Source organism: Dermatophilus congolensis, assembly GCF_900447215.1.
Taxonomy (GTDB): Bacteria; Actinomycetota; Actinomycetes; order Actinomycetales; family Dermatophilaceae; genus Dermatophilus; species Dermatophilus congolensis_A.
Genome location: NZ_UFYA01000001.1, coordinates 1,488,254 through 1,512,801, shown reverse-complemented (window position 1 = coordinate 1,512,801; position 24,548 = coordinate 1,488,254). Strand labels below are relative to the sequence as shown.

The 24,548-nt window shown below is 57.3% G+C and carries 23 protein-coding genes; 14 read left to right on the top strand and 9 right to left on the bottom strand.

What is annotated here, in order from left to right; all coding sequences use genetic code 11:
* Positions 1-12 precede the first annotated feature (12 nt).
* Complete coding sequence (locus DXZ77_RS06510) at positions 13-609, bottom strand: ArsR/SmtB family transcription factor (RefSeq protein WP_115030885.1); 597 nt, start codon at positions 607-609, stop codon at positions 13-15.
* Positions 610-971: 362 nt separating this feature from the next.
* On the opposite strand from DXZ77_RS06510, the gene rplM reads away from it, so the two are divergent.
* The 3 genes from rplM to glmM all read left to right on the top strand — a co-directional run bounded on the left by rplM (position 972) and on the right by glmM (position 3,561).
* The gene (gene rplM / locus DXZ77_RS06505) at positions 972-1,415 is read left to right on the top strand and encodes a 50S ribosomal protein L13 (protein WP_028326520.1); all 444 of its coding nucleotides are present in this window, start codon (positions 972-974) and stop codon (positions 1,413-1,415) included.
* Positions 1,416-1,481: 66 nt separating this feature from the next.
* Positions 1,482-1,973, top strand: coding sequence for a 30S ribosomal protein S9 (gene rpsI / locus DXZ77_RS06500; RefSeq protein ID WP_034400648.1), 492 nt, complete (start codon positions 1,482-1,484; stop codon positions 1,971-1,973).
* Between the two features lie 238 nt (positions 1,974-2,211).
* Complete coding sequence (gene glmM / locus DXZ77_RS06495; protein WP_115030883.1) at positions 2,212-3,561, top strand: phosphoglucosamine mutase; 1,350 nt, start codon at positions 2,212-2,214, stop codon at positions 3,559-3,561.
* Between the two features lie 60 nt (positions 3,562-3,621).
* Here glmM and DXZ77_RS06490 read toward each other — a convergent pair whose 3' ends face one another.
* The gene (locus DXZ77_RS06490) at positions 3,622-4,266 is read right to left on the bottom strand and encodes a carbonic anhydrase (protein ID WP_115032689.1); all 645 of its coding nucleotides are present in this window, start codon (positions 4,264-4,266) and stop codon (positions 3,622-3,624) included.
* Between the two features lie 135 nt (positions 4,267-4,401).
* Positions 4,402-5,118 (bottom strand): carbonic anhydrase, encoded by a 717-nt coding sequence (locus DXZ77_RS06485; protein ID WP_115030881.1) that lies wholly within the window; start codon positions 5,116-5,118, stop codon positions 4,402-4,404.
* A 241-nt stretch (positions 5,119-5,359) separates the two neighbouring features.
* Here DXZ77_RS06485 and DXZ77_RS06480 point away from each other — a divergent pair, with 241 nt between their 5' ends.
* The 5 genes from DXZ77_RS06480 (at position 5,360) to DXZ77_RS06460 (ending at position 10,425) form a co-directional block, all read left to right on the top strand.
* Entirely contained in the window at positions 5,360-6,676 is a 1,317-nt protein-coding gene (locus DXZ77_RS06480; RefSeq protein WP_115030879.1) for an extracellular solute-binding protein, read from the top strand.
* Positions 6,673-7,614: a carbohydrate ABC transporter permease gene (locus DXZ77_RS06475; RefSeq protein WP_258553178.1), complete on the top strand. Its 942-nt coding sequence runs from the start codon at positions 6,673-6,675 to the stop codon at positions 7,612-7,614. Before DXZ77_RS06480 ends, DXZ77_RS06475 begins: the two co-directional genes overlap by 4 nt.
* A gap of 2 nt (positions 7,615-7,616) precedes the next feature.
* The gene (locus DXZ77_RS06470; RefSeq protein WP_115030877.1) at positions 7,617-8,474 is read left to right on the top strand and encodes a carbohydrate ABC transporter permease; all 858 of its coding nucleotides are present in this window, start codon (positions 7,617-7,619) and stop codon (positions 8,472-8,474) included.
* Positions 8,475-8,507: 33 nt separating this feature from the next.
* Positions 8,508-9,752, top strand: a complete 1,245-nt coding sequence (locus DXZ77_RS06465; protein ID WP_115030875.1) for an ABC transporter ATP-binding protein — start codon at positions 8,508-8,510, stop codon at positions 9,750-9,752.
* A 67-nt stretch (positions 9,753-9,819) separates the two neighbouring features.
* The gene (locus DXZ77_RS06460; RefSeq protein WP_115030873.1) at positions 9,820-10,425 is read left to right on the top strand and encodes a DUF4245 domain-containing protein; all 606 of its coding nucleotides are present in this window, start codon (positions 9,820-9,822) and stop codon (positions 10,423-10,425) included.
* A gap of 35 nt (positions 10,426-10,460) precedes the next feature.
* Here the strand turns inward: DXZ77_RS06460 and DXZ77_RS06455 are convergent, their stop codons facing one another.
* Positions 10,461-10,727 carry an exodeoxyribonuclease VII small subunit gene (locus DXZ77_RS06455; RefSeq protein WP_115030871.1) on the bottom strand — a complete coding sequence of 89 codons (267 nt, stop codon included), beginning with the start codon at positions 10,725-10,727 and terminating at the stop codon, positions 10,461-10,463.
* Positions 10,728-10,784: 57 nt separating this feature from the next.
* Positions 10,785-12,092, bottom strand: a complete 1,308-nt coding sequence (gene xseA, locus DXZ77_RS06450; protein WP_115032685.1) for an exodeoxyribonuclease VII large subunit — start codon at positions 12,090-12,092, stop codon at positions 10,785-10,787.
* Between the two features lie 120 nt (positions 12,093-12,212).
* On the opposite strand from xseA, the gene DXZ77_RS06445 reads away from it, so the two are divergent.
* Entirely contained in the window at positions 12,213-13,265 is a 1,053-nt protein-coding gene (locus tag DXZ77_RS06445; RefSeq protein WP_258553177.1) for a 4-hydroxy-3-methylbut-2-enyl diphosphate reductase, read from the top strand.
* Positions 13,266-13,299: 34 nt separating this feature from the next.
* On the opposite strand, the gene DXZ77_RS12690 is transcribed toward DXZ77_RS06445, so the two are convergent.
* Positions 13,300-13,872: a GNAT family N-acetyltransferase gene (locus DXZ77_RS12690; protein ID WP_115030867.1), complete on the bottom strand. Its 573-nt coding sequence runs from the start codon at positions 13,870-13,872 to the stop codon at positions 13,300-13,302.
* Between the two features lie 344 nt (positions 13,873-14,216).
* Here DXZ77_RS12690 and DXZ77_RS06435 point away from each other — a divergent pair, with 344 nt between their 5' ends.
* The gene (locus DXZ77_RS06435) at positions 14,217-14,609 is read left to right on the top strand and encodes a hypothetical protein (protein ID WP_115030865.1); all 393 of its coding nucleotides are present in this window, start codon (positions 14,217-14,219) and stop codon (positions 14,607-14,609) included.
* A gap of 284 nt (positions 14,610-14,893) precedes the next feature.
* Here DXZ77_RS06435 and DXZ77_RS06430 read toward each other — a convergent pair whose 3' ends face one another.
* A complete protein-coding gene (locus DXZ77_RS06430; RefSeq protein WP_115030863.1) occupies positions 14,894-16,060 on the bottom strand; it encodes a DNA recombination protein RmuC in 1,167 nt (388 codons plus the stop codon).
* A gap of 107 nt (positions 16,061-16,167) precedes the next feature.
* Between DXZ77_RS06430 and ychF the strand changes: the two genes are divergently transcribed.
* Together ychF and DXZ77_RS06420 are read left to right on the top strand one after the other, a co-directional pair.
* Positions 16,168-17,253 (top strand): redox-regulated ATPase YchF, encoded by a 1,086-nt coding sequence (gene ychF / locus DXZ77_RS06425; protein WP_115032683.1) that lies wholly within the window; start codon positions 16,168-16,170, stop codon positions 17,251-17,253.
* A gap of 865 nt (positions 17,254-18,118) precedes the next feature.
* Complete coding sequence (locus DXZ77_RS06420) at positions 18,119-18,847, top strand: S1 family peptidase (protein WP_147279211.1); 729 nt, start codon at positions 18,119-18,121, stop codon at positions 18,845-18,847.
* An 84-nt stretch (positions 18,848-18,931) separates the two neighbouring features.
* Here DXZ77_RS06420 and DXZ77_RS06415 read toward each other — a convergent pair whose 3' ends face one another.
* Positions 18,932-20,257, bottom strand: a complete 1,326-nt coding sequence (locus DXZ77_RS06415) for an FAD-dependent oxidoreductase (RefSeq protein WP_115032681.1) — start codon at positions 20,255-20,257, stop codon at positions 18,932-18,934.
* A gap of 147 nt (positions 20,258-20,404) precedes the next feature.
* Between DXZ77_RS06415 and DXZ77_RS06410 the strand changes: the two genes are divergently transcribed.
* Positions 20,405-20,971, top strand: a complete 567-nt coding sequence (locus tag DXZ77_RS06410; RefSeq protein ID WP_115030860.1) for a hypothetical protein — start codon at positions 20,405-20,407, stop codon at positions 20,969-20,971.
* A 12-nt stretch (positions 20,972-20,983) separates the two neighbouring features.
* On the opposite strand, the gene recQ is transcribed toward DXZ77_RS06410, so the two are convergent.
* Complete coding sequence (recQ, locus tag DXZ77_RS06405; RefSeq protein ID WP_115030857.1) at positions 20,984-22,855, bottom strand: DNA helicase RecQ; 1,872 nt, start codon at positions 22,853-22,855, stop codon at positions 20,984-20,986.
* A gap of 133 nt (positions 22,856-22,988) precedes the next feature.
* Here recQ and DXZ77_RS06400 point away from each other — a divergent pair, with 133 nt between their 5' ends.
* Positions 22,989-24,452: an MFS transporter gene (locus DXZ77_RS06400; RefSeq protein WP_115030855.1), complete on the top strand. Its 1,464-nt coding sequence runs from the start codon at positions 22,989-22,991 to the stop codon at positions 24,450-24,452.
* Positions 24,453-24,548: the final 96 nt, after the last annotated feature.

Below are 24,548 nucleotides of genomic sequence, written 5' to 3'. Positions count from 1 at the left end.
GTGGTGTGCTTCTTAGAGTCGTGGGGGAGCGTCAACAGGCAGTGCACAGGTGTAGAAAGTGACGCGTTTAGCAGTGGGGTTTCCTGCTCCGACACGGCGGTATCGCTCAAGGATGGCAGCGATTTCTTCTTGGAGTGCGGCAAGTTGAGTATCGGTGACAAGGACAAGTCGGTCTTCGAGTCCACATAGTTCTTGCCAGGTAGGGGGCCACTGTGAGGTGTGGCTAATCCAGTTTTGGACTTTGGTGCCGAAGTAGGCGGCGTAGTCACGGGCGAGCCATTCGGCGGAGGCTTCATCGGCGGGATCTTCTTCGGAAGTGTCGATGATGCGATTTTCTGTAGTCAGGCTCCAGTATCGGCGGCGGCCGCTGAGTTCGCTGGTAGTGATGAGTCCTGCGTTAGCTAGGGCGCGTAGGTGGTAGCTGGTCACGCCGGTGCTTGTATCTAGGGCTTTGGCGAGGTCTGCGGAGGTGGCTCGGCCAATGCTGCGTAGTTCGGCGAGGATGCGAGATCGCATGGGGTGGGCAAGAGTGCGTAGTGATATTTGGTCAAGTTCTGCCGGGTGGGGGAGAGGGTGGTCGTTGTCGGTGGGGTCGGTAGGGGTAGTCATAGGCACATACTGCTCCTTTTTGCAGAAAATTTATGCATAAAACATGTGCATGAATAGGATTAGGAGGCAATAGAGGAGGTGAATTTGCACTTCAAAGCATGTTTTGAGTGGATTTCTGGAGGCGTGTGATCGAACGGTAGAGTAGATGACTGTTACGTGTTGCTGCCCTCCGCCGGTCAGTGCTCGCTGGATGCGAAAGTGTGAACGCTCTGCAAGAGCTGTCGCAGCATGTCGTGTCTACCCCGTGATCTTCGATTTCGGACGGGTGAGCCATCGGCACTTCGGCTAGGTCGCTCCTGTGGCTTTCGCCGCTCCGGCCGGTGGCACGCGATTCGCAGTCCGCAACAGAAAGCAAGGCACTCGTGCGTACTTACACCCCGAAGCCGGGCGACATTGAGCGCTCCTGGCACATCATCGACGCTACCGATGTTGTGCTCGGTCGTCTCGCCTCGCAGGCGGCACAGCTCCTGCGCGGCAAGCACAAGCCAACGTTCGCGCCGCACATTGACACCGGTGACTTCGTCATCATCATCAACGCTGACAAGGTTGCTCTTACGGGCAACAAGGCTGAGCAGAAGAAGGCTTACAGCCACTCCGGGTTCCCCGGTGGTCTGCGCGCTACCAGCTACACCGAGCTGCTCGCCAAGAACCCCGAGCGTGCAGTGGAGAAAGCCATCCGTGGCATGCTTCCCAAGAACTCGCTCGCACGTCAGCAGATGAGCAAGCTCAAGGTGTACGCAGGCTCTGAGCACCCCCACCAGGCCCAGCGTCCGGTGCCCTACGAGATCTCGCAGGTCGCGCAGTAATCACGCGTCTTCGACGTACGTGACCTAAGCGCAGAAAAAACGAGGAGAACCGTGACCGATATTGACATGGACGCCCAGCTCGACGAGAATGAGCCGGCTCTTTCCAGCTACACCACCGAATCCAGTGAAGCCCCGGCACAGGCCGCTACGGGCGAGCGCCCCTCGGCTTCGGCCCCTGGTGCTGCCACCGGCCGCCGCAAGCAGGCCATCGCTCGCGTGCGCATCGTCCCCGGCTCTGGCCAGTGGAAGATCAACGGCCGTGGCCTTGACGACTACTTCCCGAACAAGGTTCACCAGCAGATTGTCAACGAGCCCTTCAAGGTGCTCGAGCTCGAGGGCGCATACGACGTTCTCGTGCGCGTTGCTGGTGGTGGCCCCTCCGGTCAGGCCGGTGCGATCCGTCTGGGCATCGCCCGCAGCCTCAACGGCATTGACGTTGACCTGAACCGTCCTGGCCTCAAGAAAGCCGGACTGCTCAGCCGCGACGCTCGTGTTCCCGAGCGCAAGAAGGCTGGTCTCAAGAAGGCCCGCAAGGCGCCTCAGTACAGCAAGCGCTGATCCGGTCGGCTCAGCCGATACATGCGCCAGATGGCCGTCATCCTCAGCAGGAGGTGGCGGCCATCTGCCGTCTACCTATGTGGGAATCCCTACCAGCCCGAATAACAGGGTTAGGCTGGTTCACCGGGTATCTATCTCGACCTGGTTGACCGCAAGCATTCACACAACTGCGACTCACTTCACCGCCCCCCACCACGCTTCATGCGCAGCACTCAGACGAAGGAGATGCGGAACTCTCATGGCGAGACTGTTTGGAACTGACGGAGTCCGAGGACTCGCAAACCGCGACATCACCGCTGAACTTGCGTTATCGCTAGCTACAGCTGCTGCGCACGAGCTATTCGAGCACCGCTGCAGCAACAACACTGGCCGGATGACAGCTGTGGTCGGCCGTGACCCACGCGCATCTGGTGAATTCCTCTCCGCAGCAGTAATCGCCGGGCTTGCCTCTGCAGGAGTAGATGTCTATGACGCAGGCGTGGTTCCCACACCTGCTACGGCATTCCTCACTAAAGACATGAATGCTGATCTCGGCGTCATGTTGTCCGCGAGCCACAACGCGATGCCAGACAATGGCATCAAATTCTTCACATCCCAAGGCTTCAAGCTCGACGACGCCATCGAAGACGCCATCGAAGCCAGACTGGGCCAAGAATGGGAACGCCCCACCGGATTCCGAGTCGGTCGCGTACGCCCCCTCACAGACGCAAACTCGCGATACGTTGCTCACCTGCTAACTGCCCTGCCGCACCGCCTCGATGGCCTCAAAATCGTCGTCGACGCTGCCCACGGCGCCGCCAGCGTCGTCTCACCACAGGCGTTCCGCGCGGCCGGAGCCAAAGTCAAAGTTATCGGTGGAGAACCCGACGGCCTCAACATCAACGACGGCTACGGATCCACGCACCTAGAAATGCTGCAAACCGCGGTCGTGGAACACAAAGCAGACCTCGGCATTGCTCACGACGGCGACGCTGACCGCTGCCTTGCCGTAGACCACACTGGTGCACCCGTCGACGGTGACCAGATCATGGCAATCCTTGCCATCGGAGCCAAAGAATTCGGCTCACTTGCCAACGACACCCTCGTCGCAACAGTCATGAGCAACCTGGGCTTGTTCAAAGCAATGGAAGCCAACGGCATCACAGTTCGCAAAACAGCAGTAGGTGACCGTTACGTTCTCGAAGACATGCTCGCCAACGGCCATACCCTCGGCGGTGAGCAGTCTGGCCACGTCATCCTCCTCGACCACGCCAGCACCGGCGACGGTACCCTCACAGGCCTCACTTTGGCAGCACGAGTCGCCCAAACTGGCCGCGCCTTGCGAGACCTCGCATCTGTGGTGCAGCGCCTACCGCAATCACTCATCAACGTTAAAGACGTCGACAAAAACGCCGTCGAAACCAACGAAGCAGTCGCCGAGGCTATTCGCCAGGCCGAAGCCGACCTCGGCGACTCAGGGCGCGTACTGCTACGCAAATCAGGCACCGAACCAGTTGTCCGCGTCATGGTAGAAGCCGCAACCAGCGAAGAAGCTGCATCGGTAGCCGCATCGCTAGCCGAAGTGGTCCGACGCGAACTCGCCCTATAAACACCACACTAGAAATGGCCGGGCATCGCTCCACCACGGACAACAGCCCGGCCATTTCTCTCACCCCGACGACTCCAAACCGTCGATACGGCCAGCAACCTCCAACACCTGCGCTGCGCCATCAGAAAGCTTGTACACCAATCCCACGATCGCCAAAGAGCCATTCTCGATTCGCTCCGCAATCGGGCGAGAACGCTGCCTCAACAAATGCACCGTGGCACGAACATGCTCAGCCTCAATCTCATCAGCACTCGTTGCGCCCTTGCGATATGCCGCATTCACGCTTGGAGTCACCCGCTCTACCAAATCCCGCACAAACCCATGAGGCATTTCTCCAGTCTCAAAAGCCGTGATCGCCGACGACACTGCCCCACACGAATCATGCCCAAGCACAATGATCAATGGGATCCCCAAAATCTCTGACCCGTACTCCAAAGAGCCGATCTCGGTGGGGCCAGCCACATGCCCCGCTGTGCGAATAACGAAAAGATCACCCAACCCACGATCAAAAATCACTTCGGCAGCCACGCGAGAATCAGAACAACCAAAAATCGCCGCAAACGGCTGCTGACCACCAGTTAACTCAAAACGCCTCTCTGCCCCCTGATTAGGGTGAAGAGGCTTCCCCTGCACAAACCGCTCATTTCCAGCAGAAATCGCACGCCACGCAGCAGTCGGAGTATGCGGACGCGTCGAACCCGTCATGGGATTAATCTCGGGCACAGCGCAGCTCCTCAACGCAACACAACATCGGCGATCACACTACGCGGACACCCTCAGCAAATAAGGCACCTATCCGCCACGCCCACCCACCAGGCGGCAAAGGCGAATCAACACATATCAACGTGCACCAAGAGGACCAATACTGTCCAACACCCGGGCAGTCCCATCACTCAACTGGTACTTCAGCGCGACAATCGCCAACCGCCCCTGCGCAATCCGATCAGCAATCAACGGAGAACGCTCCGGAATCAACGACATCACCGCCCGCGCATGCGAGCGCTCAATATCGGCCGTAGCAGTCTCCCCACGGCTCCTAGCCGCGTTGACATTCGGGACGATCCGCTCCAAAACATCACGCACATGATCGTCAGGCATGCGCCCACTCGAGGCGCAGTCAATGGCCGCCTGTACCGCCCCGCACGAATCATGCGCCAACACCGCAATCAACGGAGTATTCAAATGCCCCACCGCATACTCCAACGACCCCAACTCCGAAGGCCCCACCACGTGACCTGCTGTACGGATAACAAACAAGTCACCCAAACCCTGATCAAACAAAATCTCAGCAGGAACACGTGAATCCGCGCACCCAAAAACAACCGCGAAAGGATTCTGGCTAGAAACCGTTGCCGACCGGCGCTGCTGGCCTCGCCTGGGACTATCCGCATGATCAGAGACATACCGAATATTTCCCGACATCAGCTCCGCAAACGAGGCCACCGGAGAAGCCGCCACCGGCACCGACCGAATAGTCAGGTTCGACCTATGAGTGGCACCTTCCAGAGCGGAACCAGAAACAAACTCAGCAGACTGGGAGGGCGAAGAGACAGCCATCGGATTCCTTCCGAACACGAGCCAACCGAAGCAGCAGGCCTTTCACAACCCCATCGGCACCAGAAACGCGTAGTTCAACTGAAAAAACCGCAAGCGTGCCTAAGATGCAGGAACCCGAGACGGGGTGTCTTCTCAACGGATCCGGGGGAATAACACCAACAGTCACGAGCAGCAATGACGCAGCCCGCGACGTGTCACCCTCACCCCTTACCAGAAGGGCACAGAATCCAAAGGAGTATTCATGCCCTCACCACGCTCAATTACCGCATTCACAGTTGCCCTGGCCATTACAGCCACAAGCGCCGCAGCACTAACCAGCTGTGGCCGAAACACCTCCGCCACCAATCCCCAACAGATCACCTGGTATATCAACCCCGACTCAGGCGGAAACGACCCCACCAAACACGGCCAAGCCAGACTCGCCGCCGAATGCACCAAAGCAGCCAAAGGCGCATACACAATCACCACTCAAGTGCTGCCCAATAGCGCCAGCGATCAACGACAACAACTCCTACGACGCCTCGCTGCCAGCGATCCAGGCATAGATCTGATGAGCCTGGACCCCGTCTTCGTCGCGGAATTCGCTGAAGCTGGATTCCTCGACCCAGCCCCTACCGACAAACGCCACACCCTCACCGACGACGCCGTAGCCCCCATCGTCACGGCAGCACAATGGAAAAACACCCTATTCGCGGCACCGATGTGGGCAAACACCCAAATCCTCTGGTACCGCAAATCCGTCGCCAAAGCTGCCGGACTCGATATGACCAACCCCGTCACCTGGGACCAAATCATTCACGCCGCCGCATCACAAAAAAAGACTCTTGGCGTCCAAGCCTCCCGATACGAGGGATACTCCGTATGGATCAACGCCCTCATCGAAAGCGCCAACGGAAAAATAGTTAAAAACTCAGGCGCCACCGGCAAAAAAGTCGACCTCGGCATCAACAGCCCAGCAGGAAAACGCGCCGCCGAAATCATCCACTCCCTCACCACAGCCGGAGTCGGCGGGCCAGCCCTCAGCTCCAGCGATGAAACTGCCGCTTTAGACCTATTCATCGCAAACGCTAGCTCCGGATTCCTCCTCAACTGGCCCTACGTATGGGCGGCACTGGCCGAACGCAAAGCTGACTTCATCGACGACGTCGCCTGGGCCCGCTACCCCCAATCAGTCGCAGGTCAAAAATCCCGCCCTCCACTAGGAGGCATCGAACTAGGCGTCAACGCTGCAAGCACCAACAAACCCGCAGCTTGGGAAGCAATCCAATGCATTACCAACGTCGAACATCAAACGATGTACATGCTCGGCACCGGTAACCCCGCAGCACGCAAAAAGGTCTACGACAACCCCACCATCCGCAAAAAATTTCCCATGGCAGACCTGATCCGTGACTCGCTCGACAGCGGAGCACCTCGCCCAGTTACCCAGTACTACGGCGACATCTCAACAGCCCTGCAGCGCACCTGGAGCCCACCCGAATCCGTTGACCCCGCAACAACCCCAGCCCAATCAGAACAACTCATTCACGATGTTCTCCACGGAGAGGCACTCCTGTGAACTCTCCCAACAACACTAAAAACACTCCGAGCACACCACACATATCCACACGTACCCGAGCAGAACACAACCTCGGATGGATTCTGGCAGGCCCAGCCTTGGCCATCATGCTCCTGGTCACCGCCTACCCCATCATCCAGGCGCTCTACTACTCCCTCTTCAGCTACCGACTCACCGACCCACACGCACGCACATTCGTAGGCCTACACAACTACCTCGTAGCCCTCAGCGATGCACTGTTCTGGCGCGCAACCGGACAAACACTCCTCATCACCGCCATCACAGTTGCCATAGAGCTCGTCCTGGGAATGATCATCGCGCTCGTCATGCACCGCATCGTCATTCCCCGAAAAACACTCCGAACAATCGTTCTGATCCCCTACTCGATCATCACCGTCGTATCCGCATTCGCATGGTTCTTCGGATTCAACGTCACCACAGGATTCGTGAACTGGTGGCTCCACACCCTCACCGCTGGAACTTTCCCCAATGACTACAACTGGTTCAGCACCTGGGAAACCGCAACCGCCATCATCTGCTTTTCCGAAATCTGGAAAACAACACCCTTCATGTCACTCCTACTTCTATCCGGGCTTGCCCAAGTAGATGAAGCACTAGAAGAAGCAGCACGCGTTGACGGAGCCACCTTCACCCAAACACTTTTCAAAGTGACCCTGCCCAACATGAAACCAGCAATCATGGTCGCTGTTCTTTTCCGCACCCTCGACGCATTCCGCATCTTCGACAACGTATTCATCATGACCGGCGGATCACACGACACCACCGTCCTGTCACTACTTGCCTACAACCAAACAATTAACCGTGTAGAAATCGGCCTCGGATCAGCAATCTCCACGCTGCTATTCATATTCGTCATCATGATCGCCACCGGATTCATCAAAGGCTTCAAAGTCAACCTCACCGAGGGAAGAAGGTGACCATGAAAACCACAGCAGACAAAAAAACATGGGCTTACACGTGGCTAGCCGCCCCCATCATCCTGTGGACAATCATCCCCCTGGCCTGGGTTATTTCCCTATCCCTCAAATCAACCGCAGCGCTCTCAAACCCACGGCTCAACACACTCGGAAACTTCTTTCCCCGCAAGCCCACCCTCGAAAACTATCGACTCATCTTTTTTGGAGGCGCCCACGACCTGTTTGTCCCCGCACTATGGAACTCAATCATCATCTGCCTCATCTCCACCCTCATCGCAGTCACCCTCGCCACCACCTGCGCCTACGCAATCGCGCGACTTGAATTCCCCGGAAAAGGGATCATCCTCGGCACTGCACTAGCCGTCTCCTTCTTCCCCGTGATCTCACTAGCAACACCGCTATACAACCTCTGGCGACACATCGGCCTCTTCGACACCATCCCCGGCCTGATCTTTCCCTACCTCGCCCTCACCCTCCCCTTAGCCATCTGGACTATGACGGCGTTCTTCCGCCAAATCCCCTGGGAAATGGAACAAGCAGCCCAAATAGACGGAGCCACAAGCTGGCAAGCATTCCGAAAAGTCATCGTCCCCCTCGCCGCCCCCGGCGTATTCACCACCACGATCATCACCTTCTTCACCGCCTGGAACGACTTCGTATTCGCCTCCACTCTCACCGCAAACCACGCCCGCACCGTCCCAGCAGCACTCGCCTTCTTCACCGGCGCATCTCAATTCGAACAACCAACCGGAGCGATCGCTGCCGCAGCAGTCGTCGTCACCATCCCCGTCGTACTACTCGTACTCATCTTCCAACGCCGGATCGTCTCCGGACTCACCTCGGGTGCTGTCAAAGGCTGACAGCCACCGCACCCCGCAGAAAGAACACACGACATGACACGCATCTGTCTGACCAACATCGTCAAGCGATACGGCGACGGATTCCCCGCCGTCAACAACGTCAACCTCGACATCGCCGACGGAGAATTCATCATCCTCGTCGGCCCATCCGGATCAGGTAAATCCACCCTCCTACGCATGATCGTGGGCCTAGAAGACATCACCTCCGGCGAACTACGCATCGGCGACAACATCGTCAACGACTTAGCACCCCGCGACCGCAACCTCGCCATGGTCTTCCAGAACTACGCCCTCTACCCACACCTATCTGTCTACGAAAACATCGCATTCCCCCTACGACTCGACAAACAAAAAACCCAAAAAGAAATCGACGCCGCTGTCCGCCAAGCTGCCGACATGCTCGACCTGAACGAACACCTCAACCGCAAACCAAGCAACCTATCCGGCGGGCAACGCCAACGCGTAGCCATGGGCCGAGCCATCGTCCGCGACGCCGACGCCTTCCTCTTCGACGAACCCCTCTCCAACCTCGACGCCAAACTCCGCGGCCAAATGCGCACCGAAATCGCCCGCATGCAACGCCGCATGGGCATCACCACTATCTACGTCACCCACGACCAAACAGAAGCCATGACCCTGGGCGACCGAGTCGCAGTCCTCAAACACGGAACACTCCAACAAGTCGCCAGCCCCCGAGAACTCTACGAACAACCCGTCAACCTCTTCGTTGCCGGATTTATCGGATCACCACCCATGAACTTCATCCCCGCCCACATCGAAGGCGCCGTTCTGCACACACCACTGACCGACATCCCCATCACCCCTGTCATGGCAGAAAAAATCACAGACCTCGACACCGTCATCATCGGACTACGACCCGAAGCATTCGCCAACACCCCCCACCCCACCGAAGACGCAATCACATTCGAAGCAGTCATCGACCAAACCGAATGGCTCGGTAACGAACAGTACGGATACATCCCCTTCCACGCCGAAGGCACAGCACTACAGACCCTCGAAGAACTCAACCGCGAACTCGACGGCGAACAACTCCGAACACAAGTCACCGTCAGCCTCAACGCACGCACCCACATCCGCGAAGGCGAACCAGCGCAACTGTCCTTCAAACCAAGCGACATGCACCTGTTCAATCCCCACACCCGCGAAAACCTCACCCGAGACCACAAGCGAGCACAACAGATCGCCGAACAAAGCGAAATCGACCGCCAACGCGCACTGGTCCGCGCCCAAAAACAGGAGCGCCAAACAATCGCGTAGATTCATCACGCACACGTCACCGGCACGTCCGCGACGAGAAAACACCCTCCGGGAGGAAAAACCCACGATGAGCGCTCGCCGAGCCCCCTTCCGACCCCTCGCCACCGGCACAGAAAAACCACCAAAACACGGCGCCGGAGGCATGCGCAGCATGTTCATTTCCATGATCGTGCTGCTCGGCATCATCCTGCTCTGGCAAGCCCTTACCCCCCAAGCCAGCAAAGTCGAACAACCCGCCGTCGACGTAAAAGCCTCGGCGCGCGGAGTAATAAACGCGACTTCTTGGCCCATTCGTGTACCCAATCTGGGCCCAGAATGGCGCGCCACCACAGCACGATTCGACAAACGTGGGGGAGTGAAAACGTGGGAAGTCGGATACGTGCGCACTGACGATGACTCCGTATTCGTTTCACTCGCTCAAACCGGTGCCTTCGGCAAAGAAAAAGTCTCAGACGACTGGGAACGCGAAGTCACCAAGAATGGCGGCAGCAACGGCGACATCACGATTGATGGCACCACCTGGCACACATTCATCGCACCAGAAAAAAACCCACGCACAGCACTACTACCCGCAACCCAAGGACCAGTAGCCGTATCAGTGACGGGGTTAGGTGATAAGAAAAACCTTCTCCACATTGCTAAAGCGTGGCAAGACGCCCAACCCGCTCAGTAAAACCAGCTGCGCTACCTGCACACCTCGGGCTGGGATTACTTCACTGTTGATCCCAGCCGATCTTCGATGCGCTTCTCAGCCTTGTCCAACCAGCTGGAACAGTGCTCAGCCAACGCCTCGCCACGCTCCCACAACGCCATCGTCTCTTCCAAAGGCGCTTGGCCGCTCTCCAGACGCTGCACAACACCAATCAACTGATCCCTGGCCTGCTCATAAGTCAGCTCCGCTACATCACCGAACTGCGTGCCATTTTCCGAAGCAATCGAACGCTCTGCACAGTTCTGGTCTTTCGAGGACGCCATGCAAATCTCCTAAACATCGAACATACAAAGGGCAGATGCCCCTAGAGGAGGGGACTTTCACGAAGCGGAATCACAATCCTGCTGAGACCGTGACATCACCGTGAAATCACCTCCCGCAACACGCACACGCAAAACCTCATCAGCCCGCACCTGATCAGGATCACGAATCACGCTGCCATCATGCTGCTGTACCACCGCATAGCCACGCTCCAACGTGCTCTGCGGAGAAAGTGCTCCTAGATGCGAAACGTGACCACGCAAATCTGCCCGAGCAGCTGCCAACGCGATACCCGTGGCGCGAGTAACCCGTTCATGCAACGCATCCCTCTGCTCACGGTACGGGCGAAGCATGGCCTTCGGTGTGGCAAGAACAGGACGAGTCCGCATAGTCGCCAATCCACGCCGCTCATCATCAAGCCGGCGCCGCACAGCCTGCTGCATACGCACCCGAGCGTTCCCGAGCGCTTCAGATTCCTCAGCATGATCCGGTACAAGATGCTTAGCCGAATCAGTGGGAGTAGAAGCCCGCACATCAGCAACGAAATCAAGCAGAGGAACATCCACCTCGTGCCCGATGGCAGAAACCACAGGCGTACGGGCAGCCGCTACAGCACGCAGCAGCGTCTCATTAGAAAAAGCAAGCAAATCCTCAAACGAACCACCACCACGAGCAATCACGATGACATCTACATGCGCCAGGTCATCAAGCTCACAAAGAGCACGACTCACCTGCGGGACAGCATCCCGTCCCTGAACCGCCACCTCACGGATCTCGAAATCAACTCCCGGCCAACGGCGACGAGCGTTCTCCACCACGTCACGTTCGGCAGCGCTTTCCCGGCCACAGATAAGACCAATGCAGCGGGGCAAAAAAGGCAGCGACTTTTTCCGGGAAGGGTCAAACAACCCCTCAGACTCGAGAAGTTTTTTCAACCTTTCGATTTGTGCCAGAAGTTCACCCTGCCCTACCGGGCGGATATCACGGGCTTCCATCTGAAACGAACCACGCTTGGCCCAGAACGTCGGTTTGCAGTGCACCACCACGCGTTGACCATTGCCGATCTCATCCGGCAACGCATCAAGCGTGCGCGTGGGGATCGAAACATTCAGCGACATGTCGACGTCGACATCACGCAAAGTCAAAAATGCTGACCAGGCCCCCGGGCGTCGTTTGAGCTCGATTACCTGCGCCTCAATCCACAGCGCAGACATGCGGTTGATATAGGCGGTGATGTTTTCAGTGAGCAACCGCAGGGGCCAAGGATTCTCGGCTGTGGTTTCTGCTGCCTTTGCAGGTAGCTCTCGCGGTGCGCCGTCGGAGTCAGGCCTGGCGGCGGTGGGGCTGGACGGATCCGAATTGCTCACGAATGCAAGTATCACGCCCAGGACCGACAAAGTTGCGCACACTGCCGTAATCACCGCTGCTGGCTCGCCAACCCCAAGCGCATGTGTCCACGCCCATTCCGTCCTCACTACGATGGTCGAGTGAGTGAAACCACCCAGACCTACGCCCAGCACGGCACAGACACCACCCCTGCTGGCGGTAAACGTGTATTGCTGGCTGCTCCGCGCGGCTACTGCGCCGGTGTGGACCGGGCCGTCGAAACCGTGGAAAAAGCGCTAGAGGCCTACGGCGCACCGGTTTACGTGCGTAAAGAAATCGTGCACAACAAGCATGTTGTTTCTGTGTTGGAACGTCGCGGCGCGATCTTCGTCGACGAGACTGACGAGGTACCCCAAGGCGCCACGGTGGTGTTCTCCGCTCACGGTGTAGCACCAAGCGTTCATGACGAGGCTGCCGCGCGCAGCCTGCGCACCATTGACGCCACCTGCCCACTGGTGACCAAAGTGCACCGCGAAGCCGTGCGTTTCGCCAACGCTGATTACGACATTCTTCTCATCGGTCACGAAGGCCACGAAGAAGTTATTGGCACTTCCGGGGAAGCCCCCGAACACATCACACTGGTGGACGGCCCCGCAGATGTAGCGAACGTGCAGGTACGCGACCCAGAAAAGGTGGTGTGGCTCTCCCAAACCACCCTGTCCGTGGACGAGACCACGGCGACCGTGGCAGCGTTGAAAGAACGCTTCCCGCACCTTATTGACCCGCCCAGCGATGACATCTGCTACGCCACACAAAACCGCCAAGGCGCCGTGAAACAGATGGCAGCCGACTGCGACGTGTTCATCGTGGTGGGCTCGCGTAACTCCTCGAATTCCCGTCGCCTCGTAGAGGTAGCCGTGGAGCACGGCGCTCGGTCGGGACACCTGGTTGATTACGCCGCCGAAGTTGACGACGCCTGGCTTGAAGGCGCCACCACAGTCGGTGTCAGCAGTGGCGCTTCAGTACCGGAAGTACTAGTGCGCGACCTGCTGGAACACCTTGCCGAGCGTGGCTTCGCAGAAGTGAATCCGGTGGTTTCCGCCGAAGAAAGTCTCCTTTTTGCGCTGCCACCAGAACTACGCCGTGACTTGAAGGCGCGCGGCATCCAATTCGACGCGAAGGTTCGTGGTGACGGAGGCCAACATCTACGTTGAGCGAAACATGGCTTTAGTCAGTGTCGAAACGTAGTCAGCTGCCCGCGGTGGGCTGGACTGGCCACGGCGGCGCACCAAACCAGTAGCGGCGGAACCCATTGCGGGAACCGTCGTAGCGGCCACCGACCCTCTCGATCGTTCTTTTAGACGCGTTGTTCTCTTCCCGGCAACACACAAGGGTCGGTGCTGCGCCCACCTCCGCGGCGATCAAAAGCCCCTGTCCAAGGGCTGCGGTGGCTATCCCGCGGCGCCGCGTCGAGGGACGGACGCTGTACCCGATGTGTCCGGACTGGTCTAGAAGAAGCTGTGTCAGGGCATGCCGGCACGCCAGAAAACCTAGGAGAGGCCCACCGTTTTGCCACGTGTTATCCACGATCCACCGGTAGGTGCAATGCACATGCCCTGGAGGAAGTGCCACGTCAAGGTCTTCATAGCGGCGTCGGTTACCCAGATATTCTTCAAAACCAGCTCGGGTTGGCTCGGGAACCTCGCCCCGCTGGCAGCCCGACCCATCGAGAGCCCCTCCACCGAAATCGAGCAAACAGTCACGCCATGCTTCGAATCGCGAGGCATCGGGCCCCACGAGCCGCACATTTTCGTGAATCATTGGATTTTCCTCTCGCGACTTGGGTAGCGATTCACCCAACGTCCTCACAGATCGGGTAGGGACCTGCGAGGACTCAGTAAAAGAACTCGGAGGCCGTCACGCTTGTGGGCAGATCCACATGTCTAGCAGCTCAGAACAGTTCGACACCATGCCTGAGAAGGCATCGTAGAAAACCCCCGTGCGTCTAGGAAGTGAAGTAAGGCTTCCACGTATCTAGTGGATTCAAATACTTTCTTGGATGCCATTCAAAGCCGAAACTGTAATTGTTTATGGGTGTAACTTTTTATTGCAGGTGGCCTCCTTGAAACTTTTAGATGCGTAAATTTCGTGAGCTGAATTCAAGAATGACACAGTCGCAGAAGATCGCCAGAATATCCGCAAGGATAGCTTTTCTGACTTCTGTTGTAGTTACTGGAGCAATGACGGGAATGGAAGGCGTCTCTTTGGGGGCAGGTGAAGTTATTCAGCTAGTAGCTTTTGTGGTCTTTGTTTTCGCTGCTATGGTGTCAGGAACATCTCATTCCCGAATTAAAGAACCCTTTTCTTATGGAAGATTAAGTGGAGATAAAGCTGCTGTCCACCTGAATACTTTCAAGGGGAAGATGGGATCCGCTGTAAAGATCCATACGGATGTAAAGGATCCTCAGTGGAATAAAGCTTCGGTTGGCCTCTTGGGGAAGGAGGAGAACTTCGGAGGTGTAAGCAGTCCGGCGACTATGAGTAGTCGAATGCAATAGAAAGTGCTGCGAACAAATTTGGCGGTTTGATGAGAACTGAGTTTCTTGGGTCGCGGCGCCTGTCGTTCGTTGGTTCAGTCAGGTCAGTAGATTATTTCGGCGCGTCGGGGTGATAGCCTGATCCAGGCGTATTATGAAATCCGCTTTTTCCTGCAGAATTCTACATGATTCTGTGGAATCACTGAGCCTTTAATTGACAAACTTCTCGATTCCCAGAAAGCCAAAATGGGAATCTAACGGTAGGATTTGAAAATCCGGAACTGTCAGATAAGTGGCAAAGGTGGTTAACCTGCGTTGCGTTTTTCTGAATCGTCAATACTTTCGAGAAGTTCAGGGGCAGTCAACGGTCGCGGGGTAGCATCCAGCGGTTTAACAGTAGCAATTTCATCGCTAGTGATCCCTAGATCAGAAAATTTACGCGCAGTCACAAAAACCCGTGTCTCCAAAGTGCCAACAAGCTTGTTGTAGTTGGCCACCGAGTTAGACAGCGAAGACCCCACGGCCGTGAGGTGGGTCCCAAGAGTTCGCAGACGTGAATGCAAATGAGTGCCCAAATCGAGGAGCTCTTTAGCATTCTCAGCCAGAGAGTCCTGCTTCCACACATAGGCGACAGTACGCGCCAAAGCAAAAAGAGAAGCGGGGGAGACAAGTACCACCTTGGCGGTGAGAGCCTCTTCATACAAGGCGGGATTAGCGTCAAGAGCCGCAGAAAGAATCGCATCACCCGGCACAAAACACACCACCATCTCCGGAGTGGATGCGAAAGCAGTCCAATACTCCTTACTGGCCAAAGCGCGCACGTGTGAACGCAGGTGAGTCGCGTGCTGGGCGAGATAGGCAGCACGCTCATCGTCATCAAGATGAGCCCCTTGGGCTTGAAGAAAAGCATCAAGAGGGGCCTTGGAGTCGATGACGAGGGACTTTCCACCCGGCAACGTGACAACAACATCAGGGCGCACGGTTTTACCGGTGGAATTAGTGGAGGAGACCTGGTCGGTGAAATCGCACCACCGCTCCAGCCCCGAGAGTTCAAGTACACGGCGTAGCTGCGTTTCGCCCCATACGCCGCGGATATTGGAGGATTTCAACGCCCCGGCCAGCGTGGCAGTCTCGGACTGCAGCCCGCTAGTGGCGCGAGAAACCTCGATGAGCTGAGCCCCCAAACGGCCAAACTGTTGCTGACGGTCACGCTCTAAGGTGGTGACTTGTTCAGCCACACGGGCGATGGTGTTTTCCAGGGGAGCTAACGCGGCCCGAGTGGAGCTGTCTGCGTCGGTGACGGCACGCATGTCAGTGATTTGCTCACGCAAGCCTTCGATGTGAGCTCGTGCCGCAGCGAGCTCTGATCCCGTTTCCATTCGACCTTGAGTGCGACCAAGGCGGAAAGCAGCCACGACCGCTGCGACAGCAAGAAGCAAAACGAGCACGAAAAAGAACGTCACCTGGCTCATGAGTCAACTCTTTCACTTAGCACCGTCATTGTTGGGATGGGTGGCTGACGCGTGTGCCGTGCAGCTTCGTCGCTGCACGTGCGGCGTGCCAGGTAGAGTTTTCCCTCGTGGCACTCACCATTGGAATCGTCGGTCTCCCTAACGTCGGTAAGAGCACTATGTTCAACGCTCTGACCAAGAACAACGTCCTCGCGGCGAACTACCCGTTCGCTACGATCGAGCCCAACGTGGGTGTTGTTCCGCTGCCCGATCCTCGCCTTAGCCGGTTGGCGGAAATTTTCGGCAGCGAAAAAATTTTGCCAGCGACGGTGTCGTTCGTTGATATCGCCGGGATTGTGCGCGGCGCCAGCGAAGGTGAAGGGCTAGGAAACAAGTTCCTTGCAAACATTCGTGAAGCCGACGCGATTTGCCAAGTTGTTCGGGTATTCGTTGATGACGACGTCACTCACGTCGATGGCAAAGTTGATCCCGCTTCTGACATGGAGACGATCAACACCGAGCTGATCCTCGCGGACCTACAAACCTTGGAGAAAGTCCTTCCCCGCCTCGATAAAGAGGTCAAGGGCAAGAAAACCGACAAGGCTGTTCTTGATGCAGCACTAGGTGCCCAGAAAATCCTCGAGGCCGGTGACACGCTCTTCGCTAAGGCTGAAGCCCAAGGGGTAGACGTAGCGATCCTGAAAGAACTTGGTCTCATGACGACCAAGCCGTTCCTCTATGTGTTCAACATGGACGAGACGCAGCTAACCGATACGGAACTGCAAGAGCGCCTATCGCAATTGGTGGCACCAGCCGAAGCGATCTTCCTCAACGCACAGCTCGAAATGGACATGGCTGAGCTTGACGATGAGGAAGCCGCTGAGCTTCTCGCTGAAGTAGGGGTATCTGAACGGGGCTTGGACCAGCTCGCTACCAAAGGGTTCCGCACGCTGGGGTTGCAGACGTACCTCACCGCCGGCCCCAAAGAATCCCGCGCCTGGACTATCCGTCAAGGATGGACTGCCCCGCAAGCAGCTGGCGTGATTCACACAGATTTCCAAAAAGGCTTTATCAAAGCCGAAATTGTTTCCTTTGACGACCTGGACGTTGCCGGTTCCATGAACGAGGCGAAAGCGGCAGGGAAAGTTCGTATGGAAGGCAAGGACTACATCATGAATGATGGCGACGTCGTCGAGTTCAGGTTCAACGTGTGAGGTATTCACACATGCCCTCTTCTTTGGCGTGTGTGGGTTGGTGACCAAAATCTTTAGTGCTCGGCGCGCATAGCTTTTATGGCTGTGCGCGCCGAGCTTTTGGATTGAGACGGCATGCAGGGCGTGAAGCTGCGTATGCCAGCGGGTGGGGGAGTGGCGGTGATCTGGTGAAGCAGTGCAATGTGCCCGTAGGTGCGAATGTGCAATCTATGGAGTGGCTCTGGGGTGCTTGGCTAGCTGCTAGCAAAGAAGTTAATACGTGTTGGATTGTGGTGAAGTTCCGGCTAATACGTATTTTTGTGACTATGCGTGAGGGTAGATAACGAAAGGGAAACTTTCGTTCGCCAGTCGCGGACATAAGTACCACAGGTAGTTATTCCTCGTGGCAGAATCTTTATGTCCAGCTAAGTCGGGCTGGACACTGCTTACACAGGGGGCTCAACCCAGATGTGGGCGTGCTCTAAGGACAGTAAACATTTTTCCAATGCGTACGCCCCATCTCGTGATGAAAGTTCTTTGACTGATCAGGGGAACTCCTTTTCTGCGGGAGTGAGATGAGTCAAAGGAAACTATTCACACAAAAATTTATTGCACTAATCAATCATTAAGACAAGCGCCACATTTATGTGGCGCTTGTCACATTTATGTCCGCAGGATTGCTACCAGAGAATCTTCTACCTAAGGTGAACCTAACCGAGCTGCGAGTGATGGGGGGAGCATCTAATTCAACCCGCACCTCGAGTTTCACTGAAACCCTGCTTTTCGAAAATCCAGAGGGACGCTGGTGATTTTTGAAAAGCATCCAAAGTGCGCAGAAAACGACGTTGATTTCGCGCGCCTCAATCTACGATGCAACAAAAAGGTGATGAAGAAGAAAATGCGTGCTTCTCGTAAAAAAATCTCTGCAGCAGCAGCCCTGATCCTCGGCGCAACCCTCCTTGCGCCCCTCGCGAACCCCAGCGCCGCGCATGCGATCATCGGGGGAGAAAAAGCAAAATCTGACTCAACAGTCCTGTTGAACATCTACCTCAAAAAAGGTGGAGACTGGGGATGCACAGGTAGCCTCATTGGTGACCGCTGGGTCCTCACTGCTAAACACTGCGTCAGTGAAGCAAAAAGCCTCGATGGTATCCACACCTATCACACCAACACTAGGGCAAACCCCGGACCAGCAATCAAGGCAGAAAAAATCTTTCAACACAAAGATGCCGACATTGCTCTGATCCACCTTGCCTCGCCAATAAAAATTAACTCCTACGAAAAACTCGCTGAAAACCTGAAAGTTAAAAAAGGACAGGAAGCGACACTCCTCGGATTCGGTGTCCGCGACATCGTTAAAGAAACACCATCTGACGGTCTCTACTCCGCCAAAATCAAAGTACGAAGCGAATCCGTCACCGAAGACGGAAAAGTCATCAACTTCGTTAAAGGAACCGGAGTTGCTGGCGCTGGCGACTCTGGCGGCCCAGTAAAAATTGATGGTGTCGTCGCCGGTGTCCTGTCCACAGGACCGCTTCGTGAAGGCATCGAAGACATGGATGTAGTGAACGTTTCCGCCTACCGCTCCTGGATTAAAGAAAAGTCCGGCATCTAACCGATGAAAATCACACAACAAAGGTGTCCCCCATGCTCACGTAAGCATGGGGGACACCTCCACGCAAAACTGCTCACCAAACCCCTACCCCCGCGCTTCGCGCCGCAACACCCGATGCAGCCACTCCACCAGCCGATAAACCCGCGGGTAGTACCTCTCCCGATGCGCAATCCACGGCCCAATCACTTCACGATACGGAGCCACGCCAGCACCCGGACCAAACAAACGCTGCTCCACCTGACTACCGCGAAAACCACACACACTCTGCACCTGACCCAACACCCGCATCACCACACCACTGACCCGAGCCACCGGATCCGACGAACGCACATTCTCCGCCAACACCGACGCATACACCCCTAACGCCTCCAAATCCGGCACCCGAGCCGCGTTGTACTGCGCAAATGCTTCCACTGAGCCGCGCCCCAACACCTCCGTCACCTTCAATGCATCCTCCAAACCAGCGTTGATCCCCTCACCCGTCGGAGGAATCACCCCATGGGCAGCATCACCCAACAACACCAGCCACTCGCCCTCGTGCACCCGAGAACACCTCACCACTGCGCCCGAAAACGAACGCCGCGAAAAGAAATCCACGTAATCCTGCTCTACCAGCAACGGAGCAACCTGCGGAGCATGCTCAGCCACAAACCTCCGCAACGCCGCCACATTCTCTGCACTCGCCTCCTCAGCCATAAGCAACCCCTCATCCGGACTGCCCTCCACGCACGTCAAAGACACACACCACACACCCGTCGACAACGCAGCCGCATACACCCCCTTAGCGCCAAACACGTAATGAAACGATGGGTCCACCCCCGCAGCCTGCGCCCCCACCTGCGAAAACAACACCCGAAACCGAACACCCCACGGCTCAACCCGAGGCGAAAACCCCTCAACCTGTTCACTCAATGCCTCCCGCGCCACCGAACGAACACCATCAGCAGCAAACACCCTCGCCTGCGCAGCATCCACCTCTACCACCCCAGAAATCGTCGAAAAACTCAACCTTCTCGACACAACATCAACCCCAACCAAACGATGCCCCGTCACCACCTCAATACCCGCACACGCACCTGCCTGCTCCAACAAAACCCGATTCACAAACGCTCTGGTCGTAGACAGAACCCGGCCACTACGCAACTGCGCCACCTGACGGCGCCCCGCAAACACATGCCACCCTGCAACAACCTTGCTACCCCGCTGCACCCGCTCCAAAAGTGCCGGAGAAATCCGCCGCAAAGTTTCCTGACCTCGCGGATTCACCCCAATCGGATAGCTATTAGCATCCGAAAGTGGAAACTCCTCCTCACCCTCATACACCGTCACCGCATGCCCGGCCTGAGCCAACAACAACGCCGTAGCAAGACCCACCGGCCCACCACCAACAACAACGCACCGACTCGACATCACACTTGCTCCTTTTCAGCCGCAGACCCAATAATCGACGTCTCACTCTCAGTAATGCGGCACCTCTAGCCACCGTAGACTTAAACCTCCAGGCACGGTCCCGCGAACCGCTGGACCGAGAGGGTTTCCAGACACAAGGAACACGACATGATCGTCCGCGGGATCGCAGCAATAACGGCAGCAGCCGTCATCACCATGTCAGCCCTCCACGGCGCAGCCGCCGCAACCCCGCCCCCCACCCCTGAAACCACAACCACCCGATGCTCGGCCGCCAACGCCCCCGGCAGAGTTCAAACCCGCCCAGACATCGACGCCGAATCCCTCAACACAGCCCGGGCCATGCTCACCGACCTCGTTAACTGCGACACCAAAAACCTCATCACCCGCACCATCAAAGACCACACCCGCCTAACCTTCTCCCTAAACAAACCCGCACCCTTCTGGACCACCCCCATCCGTGACGGACGCTACAAAGCCCTCGCCCGCGCCTTCACCATGACCACCCCCACCCGCGACGGCAACGACTACGTATGGCCTCGCGTTGCCTCCACAAACGGACACAAAGACACAGACGCCTGGAATGAAGCCATCCGTGCCGGCCTCATCACTGCCGCCGAAGCCGAAAAATCCCGCTCAACCGGCAAGGAATACCCCGGCTGGCGTATCTTCATCGGCCTCGATGGACACGTCACCGCCATCATCCACGGAAACTAACCATCCGACCCCTCACCGCCTACACCCCGCCACAACCTCAAGCACGGCATCCCCATAATCAGCTAGCTTTTTGACCCCCACCCCACTCACCGACGCCAACTGCGTCTTCGAGGTCGGCCCCGCCTGAACAATCCCCACCAGAGTGGCATCCGAAAACACCATAAATGGAGCCACACCACGCTCACGCGCCACCGACAAACGCCACTGCCGCAACTGCTCAAACAACTCCTGATCCGCGCCCTGCAACGCACCCGCCGCCGCACCAGAACGCCCACCACCAGAATCCACCCGCGCACGCTTAACCGGCACCCGACCCACCGCTAACTTCACCGCCACCTCACCCCGCAATACCGCAGAAGCACCCTCACCCGGCACCAAAACCCCATAATCACCCACCGCCTCCACCACCCGCCGCGCCACCAACTGACCCACCACCGAACGCCACTGACGCTGCGACATATCAGCCCCCACACCCCACACACTCAACTGATCATGACGCGAAACACGCGAACGATCCGACTGCCTCCCCATCAGCACATCAATCACCTGACCAGCACCAAAACGCTGATCACGCTCCCGATCCAACCGAATAATCGCCGACAACAACTTCTGAGCAGCAACCGTGGCATCCCACGTCTTAGGCGGCGAAAAACACACATCACAGTTGCCACACGGACCCGACTCCTGCCCGAAATAACGCAACAACTCCACCCGCCGACACGTCACCGACTCACACAACGCCAGCATCGCATCCATACGAACCCGCGCCGCCTGCTTAAACCGCTCATCACCATCACCGGCATCAATTAACCGACGCTGATTCACCACATCAGCCAACCCATAAGCCATCCACGCCGTCGCAGGAAGCCCATCACGCCCAGCCCGCCCCGTCTCCTGGTAATACCCCTCCACAGACTTCGGTAAATCAAGATGCGCAACAAAGCGCACATCCGGCTTATCGATCCCCATCCCAAACGCAATCGTCGCTACAACAACAAGACCTTCCTCACGCAGAAAACGCTCCTGATGATGCTGCCGAACCCCCGCATCAAGCCCCGCATGATAAGGAACCGCAGCCACCCCCTGCCCAACCAGCCAAGCCGCCGTCTTCTCCACACTCTTACGCGACAAGCAGTAAACAATCCCCGCCTCACCCGCATGCTCCTGCGTAATCAAACGCAACAACTGCTCCCGAGGGTGATCTTTCTCCTCAATGCGGTACTGAATATTGGGCCGATCAAAACTCGAAACAAAATGCGCAGCCCCACGCAACCCAAGATTCTCCGTGATCTCACGATGCGTGGCCTGCGTCGCAGTAGCAGTCAACGCCACCCTCGGCACACCCGCAAACTCTTCCGCAAGCACCGAAAGCCCCAAATAGTCTGGGCGGAAATCATGACCCCACTGCGAAACACAATGCGCCTCATCAATCGCAAACAACGCCACATTCACACGCCGCAACAACTGCCGCGTACGCCCGAGCACAAGACGCTCCGGAGCCATATACACCACATCAAGCTGCCCCGTAAGCAACAACCGCTCCACCCGCTGCTCCGCAGCCGCATCAAGACTCGAATTCAAAAAAGCAGCTCGAACCCCCACAGCCTCAAGCGCCGCAACCTGATCAGCCATCAACGCAATCAACGGAGAAACCACCACTGCCGTACCCCGCCGCAACAACGCCGGAATCTGATAACACAGCGACTTACCCCCACCAGTAGGCATCAACACCACCGCATCACCACCACGCGTCACATGCTCAACAATCCGCGCCTGCTCACCCCGAAACGACGAATACCCAAAAACCTGCGACAACACGGCCAACGCTCGCGTACCCACATCACCCGAACCACCCCACACCCCACCTACCGACCACTCAGTCATACCCCCACGCTAAATACCCACCCATACCCACCACACGGGAATGAACACCACCCGCGCGTCGTTGCGGTGCCCGAACGCATCACCACGTACAAACAAACAACACACCAATCCACCCCACCGAACGCGAGGTGTCATGACACAGAGGACGCACGACACATTCAGCAACGAACAAAAACACGTCCTCGCCATACTGCTCATACCGGCATTCATGTCTCTGCTTAGCGTGTCGATCATCAACGTCACCCTTCCAGCCATCTCCGGCTCACTACACACCGGCACCTCCGGACTGCAATGGGTCATATCCGGATACGCACTCGTCTTCGGAGTCCTCCTGGTCCCCGCAGGCAGAGCAGGAGACGTATGGGGACGAGGCAAACTCTTCACCACCGGACTAGTCATCTTCGGTCTCGGATCCCTCCTATCAGGACTAGCCCCCAACATCATCATGCTCAACCTGGCCCGAGTAGTCATGGGCATCGGCTCTGGCCTACTCAACCCACAAGTCACAGGCATGATCCAGCAATACTTCAACGGCCACGCCCGAGGCCGCGCCTTCGGCGCCTTCGGCGGCATCATCGGCGTATCCGTCGCCATCGGCCCCGTCCTCGGCGGCACCCTCATCGCCCTGCTCGGCCCCGCCGCAGGATGGCGATGCGCATTCCTCGTCAACGTCCCCATCGCCATCGCAGGAGCCATCGCCGCACGCAAACTCCTACCCCCAACAGCCTGGGCAGCCCACCCCGACAACCACCCCACAGCCACCAAGGAAAAAGCCGACTTCGACCCCATCGGCATGATCCTGCTCGCCCTAGCCACCACCTGCATCATGGTCCCCTTCATGGAAGCAGCGCTAGTAGGCCCAGCCATCTGGATAATCCTTGCCATTGGAATAGCCCTCGTCGCCGCATGGCTACGGTGGGAAACCAACTACCGCCGCCGCGGCCACCAACCCATGGTCGACCTTGACCTATTCACCACCCGATCATTCGCCAACGGAGCAATGCTCATCGCCGTCTATTTCTTCGGCTCCACCAGCGTGTGGCTCATTATCGCCCAATACATGCAAGCAGGCCTTGGCCACAGCGCATTCGCCAGCGGCATCATCGGCCTACCCTCAGCCATCGCCGCAGCCATCACCGCACCCATCGCCGGCAAACACGTAGTACGAATCGGACGCCCCCTCGTCCTATGGGGACTAGGCATCGTCCTCATCGCACTGCTAACTACCGGCGCCGTAGCACTACTACACAAACACGGCGTCAGCGAATGGTGGATGCTCCTGACCCTCAGCTTCCTCGGGCTAGGACAAGGAATGGTCATTTCCCCCAACCAAACCCTCACCCTGGCCGACGTCCCCGTGCAATACGCCGGCAGCGCCGGCGGAGTCCTCCAAACCGGACAACGCATCGGCACCGCAATCGGCATCGCCGTCATCACAACCATCGCATTCCACACCGCCACCAGCAACGGCTGGGACCAAGGCCTAGCGATCGGAATGGCCGCCACCGCCTGCACCACCCTGGCCGCCACCGCACTAGGCACATTCGACCTCATCATGACAAAACGAGAACGCCGCACCACCCCAGATACAAGATGAACACCTTGTGTCTGAGAACAACGCGCGTCGCATAGCCCGAACAGAACACCAGAGCTACGGTGACAAAACCTCACCCACCTACCCGAAGGCACCCCA